This is a genomic window from [Phormidium] sp. LEGE 05292, assembly GCF_015207735.1.
Taxonomy (GTDB): Bacteria; Cyanobacteriota; Cyanobacteriia; order Cyanobacteriales; family Aerosakkonemataceae; genus Floridanema.
Map to the genome: position 1 here is coordinate 1 of NZ_JADEWG010000183.1, position 10,998 is coordinate 10,998.

At 38.3% G+C, this 10,998-nt stretch carries 8 protein-coding genes; 6 read left to right on the top strand and 2 right to left on the bottom strand.

Going from position 1 to position 10,998, the window contains the following annotated elements; all coding sequences use genetic code 11:
* Positions 1 to 1,180: 1,180 nt before the first annotated feature.
* The 4 genes from IQ264_RS28515 (at position 1,181) to IQ264_RS28530 (ending at position 4,506) form a co-directional block, all read left to right on the top strand.
* Complete coding sequence (locus tag IQ264_RS28515) at positions 1,181 to 2,566, top strand: hypothetical protein (protein ID WP_193985375.1); 1,386 nt, start codon at positions 1,181 to 1,183, stop codon at positions 2,564 to 2,566.
* A gap of 266 nt (positions 2,567 to 2,832) precedes the next feature.
* On the top strand, positions 2,833 to 3,144 hold the full coding sequence (locus IQ264_RS28520; RefSeq protein ID WP_193985376.1) for a WGxxGxxG family protein: 312 nt from the start codon (positions 2,833 to 2,835) through the stop codon (positions 3,142 to 3,144).
* Positions 3,145 to 3,343: 199 nt separating this feature from the next.
* Positions 3,344 to 3,772 (top strand): DUF6658 family protein, encoded by a 429-nt coding sequence (locus IQ264_RS28525; RefSeq protein WP_228061895.1) that lies wholly within the window; start codon positions 3,344 to 3,346, stop codon positions 3,770 to 3,772.
* A gap of 188 nt (positions 3,773 to 3,960) precedes the next feature.
* Positions 3,961 to 4,506, top strand: coding sequence for a DUF6658 family protein (locus tag IQ264_RS28530; protein WP_193985378.1), 546 nt, complete (start codon positions 3,961 to 3,963; stop codon positions 4,504 to 4,506).
* 155 nt (positions 4,507 to 4,661) lie between these two features.
* On the opposite strand, the gene IQ264_RS28535 is transcribed toward IQ264_RS28530, so the two are convergent.
* The gene (locus IQ264_RS28535) at positions 4,662 to 6,359 is read right to left on the bottom strand and encodes a S8 family peptidase (protein ID WP_193985380.1); all 1,698 of its coding nucleotides are present in this window, start codon (positions 6,357 to 6,359) and stop codon (positions 4,662 to 4,664) included.
* Positions 6,360 to 7,271: 912 nt separating this feature from the next.
* The gene (larC, locus tag IQ264_RS28540; protein ID WP_193985382.1) at positions 7,272 to 8,510 is read right to left on the bottom strand and encodes a nickel pincer cofactor biosynthesis protein LarC; all 1,239 of its coding nucleotides are present in this window, start codon (positions 8,508 to 8,510) and stop codon (positions 7,272 to 7,274) included.
* Between the two features lie 137 nt (positions 8,511 to 8,647).
* Between larC and IQ264_RS28545 the strand changes: the two genes are divergently transcribed.
* Together IQ264_RS28545 and egtD are read left to right on the top strand one after the other, a co-directional pair.
* Positions 8,648 to 9,310, top strand: coding sequence for an L-threonylcarbamoyladenylate synthase (locus tag IQ264_RS28545; RefSeq protein ID WP_193985383.1), 663 nt, complete (start codon positions 8,648 to 8,650; stop codon positions 9,308 to 9,310).
* Between the two features lie 653 nt (positions 9,311 to 9,963).
* Positions 9,964 to 10,944 (top strand): L-histidine N(alpha)-methyltransferase, encoded by a 981-nt coding sequence (gene egtD / locus IQ264_RS28550; protein ID WP_193985384.1) that lies wholly within the window; start codon positions 9,964 to 9,966, stop codon positions 10,942 to 10,944.
* Positions 10,945 to 10,998 lie beyond the last annotated feature (54 nt).

The window sequence follows — 10,998 nt, forward strand, 5'->3', positions numbered from 1 at the left end:
CAAGGGGACAAGGGGACAAGAGAAATTTTTACTTTCTGCCTTCTGCCTTTCTTCCCTTGGAGCCTTCTGCCTTCTGCCTTGGAGCCTTTCCCTAGTTCCCCAAAAAACTTTTTCTAAATATTTGTACAAATCAGAATTTTGCGGTACTATAAGAATCCAGCCGAAAAAAAGCTGAAATTTCCAGCTGAGTTCGGGGGTGTGGCGGAATGGTAGACGCTACGGACTTAGAAAACTGAGCCTTGGAGGAGAAATCCTGCAAGTGACGGCTCTCAAATTCAGGGAAACCTAAATCTGGTGACAGATATGGCAATCCTGAGCCAAGCCAAAAGGATAAAGAGTAGTAACTCAGAACTTTTTGGAAGGTGCAGAGACTCGACGGGAGCTACCCTAACGTAAAGCCGAGGGTAAAGAGAGAGTCCAATTCTCAAAGCCTGAGCTGATTTTCAGGCAGTAGCGAAAGCTGCGAGAGAATGAAAATCCGTTGACCGTAAAAGGTCGTGAGGGTTCAAGTCCCTCTGCCCCCATAAGTCTAGAATCTTTAACAGATAAGCAATTATCGGAATTAGCCTGGTAACTGCTTGATGATTTTTCTGAGAACGATCGCCATAATCACTTAGGTCTCACATTTCGCAGCCAGTATTGTCACAATCGGTTATTTCGGATTTTAGAAGAAATATAAAGTAAAATTTTAGACTTCTTTGTAAGGCAATAAGTCTTCCTGTTACCTGCGAAGAGTTCCCCGTTCCTAAAAATCCTTAATGTCACACTTTAGGGTGAGAAATGTGGGTGAAATAGCCATTATCTAAAGAACGATCGTCAAAAAATATTACAAACACAGAAAAACAGACATTAAATATCAGAGGATAAAGATAAATTATACTGGCTAGTATTATCCAAGAATCATCAGAAGCTAGTAGAGCAGCGTGGCAGAAATCACTATACAGTTGAAAACAAGTGAAAAAACTTTGTGTTCGCCTTCTTTCCTTGGAGCCTTCTGCCTTCTTGCACTAGCATAAGTCAAACTCTGATTTAGAATCAGAAGAGTTAACCACAGATCTTGTACAATCGAAGTACTTTAAGTTAGACTGCAACGAAATCCAATCAGGGTGCCCTCAGCGTTATTCCATACAACCTAACAAGCTATTTATTAGGAAGCACTACCACTTCAGGCAGATTAAATATGGATCATCAACCTACGGTGCATCAGCGGGATACTTCAATCCAGCTAAGCGGTCAAGGTTCACGTCTACAACAGTCACAGGATATTATCTATAGGTTTTTGCTTAACATTGTTAGGCAGTGGCCTCCTGAAATTGTACTACAAGAATTTAAAAACCTGTTTATTTATCAATCAGAAGTAGCGAAGCAGGAAGTTCTCCAAGCTCTCTACAAAATTGTTTTTGAAAATGACGAAACTGAGTTTAGAAATACACTGAAACGTTCTTGCTATATTTTAATTAACAATTGGGATGCCACCAGAAGGCGAAAAGCGATTCAAGATTTAATAGAAGCTTTTGATGAGCCAAAAATCCATGAAGAAACTATTTCCAAAAACTTGAATCGAATTCGGTATTGGTTGATTAATTTTATTAAAAGTAAGGATTATGAAGAACTGAAGTTATTTGCAGCGCGTTTTGATACGGAAGGACATTGGGCGCATCGTTATGCTTGTTATCTTTTAGTACCACAATATCTGGATGTGAGAAATTCAGAAGAACAGCGAACAGCAGCGAAAGCACTTTCTCAAGAGCTAAAAGATAAGTTTAAATTTGATTTGGCTATGTATACTGCTTATACACAGTCTGCTGCCAGTAATCACAGGAATTTAGCAAATCCTACAGGTTTGGGAGATGACGTTTTACGTTTGATTAAGAGAATTTTAGTCAAGCGTGGCCCTTTTAGCTACACAAATTTGGCGAATATTTTTCGGAAACAGACAGAGAACACGAACTATAGATTTTATAAAAAAAGCCTCAGCAATTATTTACTATTTTCTGTAAAAAACCCTAGAGTTGTTAATCTCTTCAATCAGAATTTGTCAGCTAAGTTAGAAACAATTTATGCCGAACATGACGAAGACTTATTAAATCAGGCATTGATTTTAAGAAGCTGCAATCGGGTCATTGATTTTTTGACAACAGAAAATAGACAAGAACCCGCAGAATTATTTGTTTTACTGCTGTCCCAAGGAAATCCTTTAACTTTGGTAGTAGTGTTGTTAAAAATTATTTTAATCTCTCCGAATTCGCGATCGCACTTAGAGTCTTGTGTTGCTACATTAATTGAGTACTATCAAAAATATCCCGAAGCTGAATGTCAATGGGTTATTTACTTTTTGGAGTTATTCAATATTACATTCGCGATTTATGCCGAGAATGTGGAATACAATTTAGTGAATATGCAGAAATCCAATCCTAATAGATCTAGTACCGATCGCAATTGGAATTGGAATACTTGGAGAATTTTTTCTCAACTTAAGCAAGATAATAAAATAGCCAGCTATCTTGTTGATGAAAAACAATTAAAGGAAGAATTAAACAAGGAAGAATTATCAACTGAAGGGTGATTACAAAGTAGCCTATAAGATGCGGAAAATTCTTAAATTATTTATACTCAGAATAGGTAAGCAATACCACAAATTTTGTCTATGTCTCAAGGCTGAGTTCTAGAGTTAAAGATTCTCTAGCTGAAGATTGATGATGGTTCAAATTTAATTTTGCACCATCATAGTAAAGCTACGCAGTTAGCTTGCACAAAACAAATCAGATATTTCAATAGTTTTGGATTCTGTTGACAATCTGTAAATACTTATAAAAGGGAGAGAAATTTAAAATGAAAACTGGCAAACTGTCCAAGTTTCTCGGCGCTAGCTTAGTAACTTTGAGTTTAGCATCTTTGCCTCTGGCATTACCTGTTTCCGCCCAAACTGGTACACCTGGTACAACTGGTGATACAACTACTGGTACTAATACCACTTCTAGGACTGCTGATTACAACACAGACAACAGAGACAGTTTTGATTGGGGTTGGTTAGGCTTACTAGGTTTAATTGGTTTAGCTGGTTTAGCTGGTCGCAACAAACATGAAGAACCAGTGCGTTACCGTGAACCTGATGAAGCAAGTCGTCCCGGCACCAGATATTAATGTAAAGTCATAAGCAAAAATATCTGTATAAAAGGGCTTTAGGAAATTGTCTTAAAGCTCTTAGTTGCTATGACTCTCTCTATAGTTAGAGAAAAATTTGCCTCAATTTTCAAAAAGAATGTAACCTCAGTTAGATGGAAACTTTATTATTTAATTTTTAAGTTAATAAGTGTTGATAGAAATTAAAAAGGAGGGATGAGTGAAAAGTTTAACTAATTTCATTAAAAAGGTGAAATTGGGTAAAATATTGACTGTTTTTTTGGCAGGAATAGTGCTATTTTTTACGACTGCTTGTAACAGTGGTAATGTCACAGGCGCACGTCCAAACAATCCTCCGGTACAAGCTGGAGGCGCAAATAATCCTTACAAAAATGGTGGAGATGGCTACACCAACTTTAACGCATCTAGCGATCCAAGGGTGAACAGTGAAACTGTCAATAAAGAACGTAACAATAGAGCCGATCTTCAGCTAATTTCTCATCAGTTAATTGCTGCCAGTATTGAGAGTGACGCTTCTGATTTACTCTATCCTGGTTCTGATGCTACTAGCTCTAGAAATCCCGATATTGGCCCAAGAGGAGAGAGGGAATTAGAGAGATCTGTTACTCAAATTCCTGCGCCTCGTTAAGGTGTAATTAATCGCAACGATCCCAATGCACAAATTTGGGAAAGAGTCGGGGAAACTTTCAAAGACGCTTCAGCTTTCATCAAAGATAAGTTTGAACAACCAACAGAACCAGAGTTACAAGTCAACCCTGCTAAAGACAGGTAATTTCTTGGCTAACTAAACATCAAACACTAAACAAGGAGTACAACATGAACCAAATCATTTCTTTGCTTAATCCTACTCGTTTGTTCCGAATTTTAACCGTTTTTCTGGCTGGACTTTTAGTAATCGTTACCACTGCTTGTAGTGATGGGCCTGCAAACGCTCTAGACAAAAATGGCAGACCTGAAGTTCCCTCAAATGCTGTTTCTTCTCCTCACAGAGGTGGAATGAATGGCTATAGTGATGTCGATCCTAGAGCGAATACTTCTGGTGTAAAGAGTAAAGCTGAAGAGATTGTAAAAAAGGCTGAAGGTAATATTCAAAAAGGTGCTGACAGCTTCGACAAATACGCGGAAAACTTTAGCAAAGGTACACCTTTAAATGAAAGAGTTGGGAACCTGACCAAAGATGTTACCGAATCAGCTAAAAACACTGCTGAAGGTGTAGCGAAGGGTACGCAACGTGGTGTAGAAAATTTGAAAGAAAATACACAAAATGCCGCCCAATCTGCTCCTGATGTGGTAGAAAATGCCAAACAAAATGCTAGCTCTTTAAAATCTAAGGCAGACCAAGCTTTAGATAGTAGCCTGTGAGCTTTTGATAGTCATTCTGTGGATGTGGAATAACTAGCTGTTGGTCATTAATCACCAATAATAAATAAAAAGTCAGGGAAGTTTCAGGTCATTGAGGTAATCTTCCCTGACTTTTGTTCATGCTTTTTAGACTGAAGTCTTCAATACAAACCTTTTTAACGGAACAATTCTCCGGTTTCAGTTATCCGTGTCCATGTATTGTTGATGTCTGTGCCTAATCCGCGATCGCATAAAATATCCTGTATCCTCACCCTTGTACTATTACCAAGAGAATGCAGTTCATAACTCAAATCAGCGATCGATAATTCGCGGAAACTTGCCTGGGTAGATACTAATGAATTAACCTCATTTTGACCTGGAAAAATAAAATCTGGCTTTACCCTATTTATCCTCTGAATTACTGGCGCATTTTCCGCAATAAAATCACCTGTTGTCCCATCAATTATATCTCCAGTCAAGCTATCTACACTGGCATTAGCAACTTGACTGGAATTGGCAGAAAGATTACTAATAAAAACTTGATTTGCTGACTTAACAACAGTGGAATTAGCAGTTGCAGTTAAGATTCTTTCTACTTGCACAGGTTTCAGATTGGGATTAGCACTTAAAACTAACGCTGCTACTCCCGCAATGTGAGGCGATGCCATTGAAGTACCACTCATATTTCTGTAGCTATTACCCAGAAAAGTAGAGTAAATATTCACCCCTGGAGCATCTACATAATCTAAAGGTAACTTTCCTGCTAAATCGGAAAAACTTGCCATTTGATTATTTGCATTTACTGCACCTACAGCAATACCAAAATGCGAAGCATATCTGGCTGGATAGCCTGGTTGAGATTGGCCTTCATTTCCTGCCGCAGAAACTACAGTTGCTCCTTTTTCTGCCGCATATTTAATAGCTGAAGCTACTGTCGGAGTGTTAATATCTCCACCTAAACTAAGATTAATTACTTTTGCTCCATTATCGGCTGCATAACGAATTCCCGCAGCTAAATCAAGTAGGGAACCATTGCCAGAAGCATCCAGCACTCTTACAGGCATAATTTTGGCATTGGGTGCTACTCCAGTAGCACCAAAACCATTATTTTCTGCGGCAATTGTACCTGCAACATGAGTACCATGTCCGTCTAAATCCATTGGATCGTTATCATTATTAACGAAATCCCAACCCCGGATATCATCTATATAACCGTTGCCATCATCATCCTTGTTGTTGCCAGCAATTTCTCTAGGATTAACCCAAATATTCCCATCTAAATCGCTATGTTTATAATCAACTCCAGTATCTACAACAGCGACAACAATTCCTTGTCCTGTGTAGCCTTTTTTCCAAGTTTCTGGCGCTTTAATTGCATCCAAACCCCATTTATTTCCGCCTAAATTGGCTACTTCTGGAAAGAGATTTTGTCCTGTGGCAGCGGCAACAGCAGCGGTGGCATTTACTAAACCAAAACCAGAGCTACTATTATAAGGAATTGGTGAAGCTGTTCTTCCTTGGGCAAAACCAATTTTATTGAAATGATCCCACAGTTGTTTGTTAGTGAAGCTAGCCAAATCAGGGTTCTTTTGGCGGTAATAGTTAAGGTCTAGATAAGGAGAAAAAACTTTACCTTCATTGATACCACTATTTACTAAATTTACCAACAATTGCCGATCGCTCAAACCAGCCAATCCAGGGTTGTTTTGCTGATAAAATTTCAGATCGATAAAAGGTGAAAAAATTCTCCCTTGATCGATTCCCACTGTATTGAAGTGGTTTAATAGTTGAGCATCAGTCAAATTAGCCAAATCAGGATTGCTTTGGCGATAAAAGTTGACATCAATAAAATCTGAAAAATTTACGGTAGCCATACTGTTAATAATTCACTTTATGCTGCACGCATAAAGACATCTCTTTGTGAGTTGAAATAGAGTACATACTCACACCAAAATATTTCTCTATGAAAGGTTTCCTGGTTAAATGAATCAGCTATATTTTGTTGACTCTAAGAGATAAATAAGCCCAAAAAACCTAACTTATATTACCCAAACACCTAACCGGAACTAACATAACTCTCAGAAAAAAAAGAGGTTAATTAATGGATTGGTTATATTTGCGATCGCTTTCTCAGTGAAAATATTTACTGATAAATTATTTTAAGAAATACTTAAAATTATTACTAATAAATTATCTATAATTTAGCTAACTAAAAGCTTGATTAATCGGGCAAATTACAGGCTCTCCAACACTTGTGGTGGAAAAACCTGGTTTTAGGGACTGGGGACTGGGGACTGGGAAACCTTGTATAGTAAGCACTTCATTAACTCATCAGGTTTGCTTATCACCATAAGTACCGGAGAGCCAGTTTTGCCAACAAATTAATGATTGTAGTTTAAGTTACAAGTTAATTTTCTGGATTCTGTAATCGGAATGATGACAAATCTTAATAAGAATGTTATAGTTAACAAACTCTACAATAAAGTGAGTTTATTTTTAAGAGAAATATAGCAACCGCCAAGGCGATTAAGGCAAGATGAAAAGTCATAACCCTTGTTTTATAAGGTTTTTCCTTGTGCCTTCTGCCTTCTGCCTTCTGCCTTCTGCCTTCTGCTATAAATGGCTCTCCAACACTTGTGGCGATCGGTAAACCTGATTGTTTTGTAAAATACTTGATTTATCAGGAATCTCAGTCCCGTAGGACAGGCATCTTGCCTGTCATCATCTTGCCTGTTATCCCCAGTCCCCAAAACTAGGGTTTTCCACCACAAGTGTTAGAGAGGCAATCAAGCTTTATCATACCAACTTTGGCAAGCAACCCGATGTATTTCTCGCCAACTCACATTATGTTCCTTGGCTAATTGGGCGCAATCTTCGTATTCTGGTTGAACATTGGTAATATTGCCATTTGTTCCGGCGATTTTTACCCTGACTTCGCCATAAGGTGTTGAGACTTTTTGAATTTCCCGTTGCAGAATAGACCTTTGTTGGATGGAACGGCGAATTCCTAAAGTTGTGGTTTCTCGGAATAAAACTGCTTCGCAAATAGATTGTTTTTCAGGATGACAAATGACAGTTAATAACACACCTTGGCGGGACTTTTTCATCACAATTGGTTGTGTAAAAACATCCAAAGCGCCAGCTGTTAATAGAGCATCAAAAGTGTATGCGATCGCTTGCGGACTCAAATCATCAATTTGAGTTTCCAAAACCGCAATAGTTTCTAATTCAACACTTGTTGCAGCGTAATTATTAGTAGTAGCTGATGTTGCTTCCTCACCAATCCATAATCTGAGAATATTCGGAATAGGTAATTGCCGAGAACCTGCACCCAAACCTACTTTTTGAATAGTCATTTGTGGAGGAGAACCAAAAGAATTTGCCAGAGTAACTGCGATCGCTGCTCCCGTTGGCGTAACCAACTCCTTCTCAATTCCATTACTATAAACTGGGACTTGCCGATATTCCCACAACTTTAAAACCGCAGGAGTTGGGACTGCCATTTGACCATGAGCCGCTTTAATTGTACCCCCACCAGTAGGCAAAGGCGAACAATAAAATTGCTCAATTCCTAACCAATCTAAACCCAAACAAGTACCAACAATATCGACAATAGCATCAGTCGCCCCCACTTCATGAAAATGCACTTTTTCCGGCGCGACACCATGAACAGCACCCTCTGCTTCTGCCAATTTCCGAAACACAGCTAAACTCATAAATTCTGCCTGACTAGGCAATCGGGCTGCTAGAATTATCTTTTCTATTTCTGGCAAATGGCGGGCATGAATATGATGATCTTCATGGTGATGACGATCGTCGTCATTAGTTAAATCTACATGAACTTTTGTCGCTTCCTGACCATTGCGATGCACCAATTCTGCCCACAATTGATATTCATCAGAAATTCCCAAAAGACTCAGCTTTTCTATTAAATAATCCAAAGGAACACCAGCATGAACTAGTGCGCCTAAACACATATCACCAGCAATTCCAGTTGGACATTCCAGGTAAGCTACTTTTTTCATTTGCCTTTGTTATTAGTCATTGGTCATTAGTCGATCGTCATTAGTTAGAAAAATAGACAATTAGTGTGGCAGAAATAACTATACAGTTAAAAACAGGCGTTCTTTCCTTAGAGCCTTGTTGTACTAGCGAAATCTTTATGGCTACAGTTTACCAAATTCACCCAGATACACCTCAAACTCGGATTGTAGAGCAGATCGAGGACGACCTGAAAAGCGGGGCGGTAATGCTATACCCGACAGATACAGTTTATGCGATCGGCTGCGACATCTCTTCTAAATCAGCAATTCAAAGAGTCAGGCGCATCAAACAAATGTCAAATGACAAGCCATTGACCTTCCTCTGTCCTTCTTTATCTGATGTCGCTACCTACGCTTTTGTCACAGACACAGCTTACCGGATTATGAAACGCTTGATTCCAGGGCCTTACACCTTCATCTTACCGACAACCAAGCTAGTACCCCAAATCGTCATGAATCCAAAGCGGAAAACTACTGGAATTCGAGTTCCAGATCATCCCGTGTGTCTAGCTTTACTGAATGCAGTAGGTAATCCGATTATTTCAACGTCCGCTCATGTGTTAGATCAAGATGAATCTGCACCCATTTCTGTAGAAAAAAATGGTCACTTCTCTCAGGTGGAACTGTTCGACCACCTAGAAAAACTAGTAGATATTATTGTGGATAATGGCGAAGAACCACGTTATGTAGGTTCAACGATTCTAGACCTCACAGGCGAAACACCCGAAATCACACGCCAAGGGATAGGCTGGGAAACTGCTGCTGCTTGGATAGTGGGATAAGCTGTCACATAGACTTCTGTTTTGCTTAAGTCAGTTAACCAACTTTCAGTAGAGCAGGCAATTTCCTATCCAATGCAATAGGTTTTTATTCTAGCGAATCGGGCTACCAACCCAAACCGGAACCAAATAATAGAAATATTTGTTCCTTCTTCCCTAAATGTCCCCCTTTAGACCAATAGCCGAATGTTCCTGTAGCACAAATAATGGGATAATGTTGTAATTACTGTGTTGCTCGAACAGATGACATTTCAGTAGCATCCAAACAAAAATGAACAACCACCTTTCTCCCCTTTTCCTACAAGAAAATGGGCATATTGTAGTGTTGCCAAAATTAGACGTTAGGAAGAAAAAAAGAAACAGCCTTATCTAAGCTTTCCTTAGCTTCTTCCCTCTGCTTTCTTAAAATAGAGTAGTTTTACTTAATTAACAATTAATTATAAAAATACTATCTAAGGGATGAACTTTTTGATAACTTATTAATAAAATTAATATAAATTTTTTCTATGTTATGGAGTGAATCTACGATGATTATTATAGATTACTAATTTAGTAACATTAATGTTTTCATACGAAAAAATAATCTTTAGAAAAAAGTGTTGCTCCCCAAAACAAAATCTGCCATATTGATTGTATACACATTAACAAAAAGTAAAATGGCAACAACATTTTTGACAACTGTTCAGGGTCAGCATCAAACTCTAAACAATGATGGCTATGATGTTATTCAAGGATTAACAAAAAAGCCAAAGAATTTACCACCAAAATATTTTTATGACCATAAAGGTTCTCAACTTTTTGAACAAATATGTGAGTTGCCAGAATACTATCCGACAAGAACAGAAGCATCAATTTTGCGCGGATGTTCTGATGAAATTGCACAGATAACGGGTGCTTGTGAGTTGATAGAATTAGGCAGTGGTAGTTCCACAAAAACTCGTCTGTTGTTAAATGCTTATCAATCCCGAAATTCTTCCTGTAAATATGTGCCGATCGATGTTAGTGAAAGCATTCTCAAAGAGAGTACCCTGCAATTAAAAGAAGAATATCCAGATTTACAGATTAAAGCTTTAGTAGGAACTTACGAACAAGCCCTCAACCAATTAAAACCCACATCTTTGCCAGCAAGGATGATTTTTTTCTTGGGGAGTTCCATTGGTAATTTTACCCCAGAGGAATACGATGTTTTCTTGAACCAAATTACTGATGTACTTGCCCCAGGAGATTACTTTTTGCTTGGCATTGATTTGCAAAAACCAATAGAAATTTTAGAAGCTGCTTATAACGATTCTCAAGGAGTAACGGCGGCTTTTAACTTAAATATGCTTGAGCATTTAAACTGGCGGTATAAAGGCAATTTTGACACAAGTTTATTCAGACATCAAGCAATTTATAATCAAAGAGAAAATCAAATTGAAATGTACTTACATTGCCAAAAAAGTCATGTTGTAAATTTAAAAAGTTTAGACTTTAAAGTTACTTGGGAAAAAGGGGAAAGTATCCTCACCGAAATTTCTCGCAAATTTGACTTAGAAACTGTGCAAAAAGAACTAGACTCGAAAGGATTAAAAACTTTAAAAGTCTTTACCGATCCGCAAAAGTGGTTTGGTTTAATCCTTTGTCAAGCGGCTAAATGAGTTATAGCAGAAGGCAGAAGGCAGAAGAGGTGGGGAGGTGGGGAGGTAGGGAGG

What these genes read in the sequence shown, in the direction of transcription:
- egtD (WP_193985384.1), top strand. Translation starts at nt 9,964, where the DNA reads ATGGCAACAACATTTTTGACAACTGTTCAGGGTCAGCATCAAACTCTA.
- IQ264_RS28530 (WP_193985378.1), top strand. Translation starts at nt 3,961, where the DNA reads ATGAACCAAATCATTTCTTTGCTTAATCCTACTCGTTTGTTCCGAATT.
- IQ264_RS28520 (WP_193985376.1), top strand. Translation starts at nt 2,833, where the DNA reads ATGAAAACTGGCAAACTGTCCAAGTTTCTCGGCGCTAGCTTAGTAACT.
- IQ264_RS28535 (WP_193985380.1), bottom strand. Translation starts at nt 6,359, where the DNA reads ATGGCTACCGTAAATTTTTCAGATTTTATTGATGTCAACTTTTATCGC.
- IQ264_RS28545 (WP_193985383.1), top strand. Translation starts at nt 8,648, where the DNA reads ATGGCTACAGTTTACCAAATTCACCCAGATACACCTCAAACTCGGATT.
- IQ264_RS28515 (WP_193985375.1), top strand. Translation starts at nt 1,181, where the DNA reads ATGGATCATCAACCTACGGTGCATCAGCGGGATACTTCAATCCAGCTA.
- larC (WP_193985382.1), bottom strand. Translation starts at nt 8,510, where the DNA reads ATGAAAAAAGTAGCTTACCTGGAATGTCCAACTGGAATTGCTGGTGAT.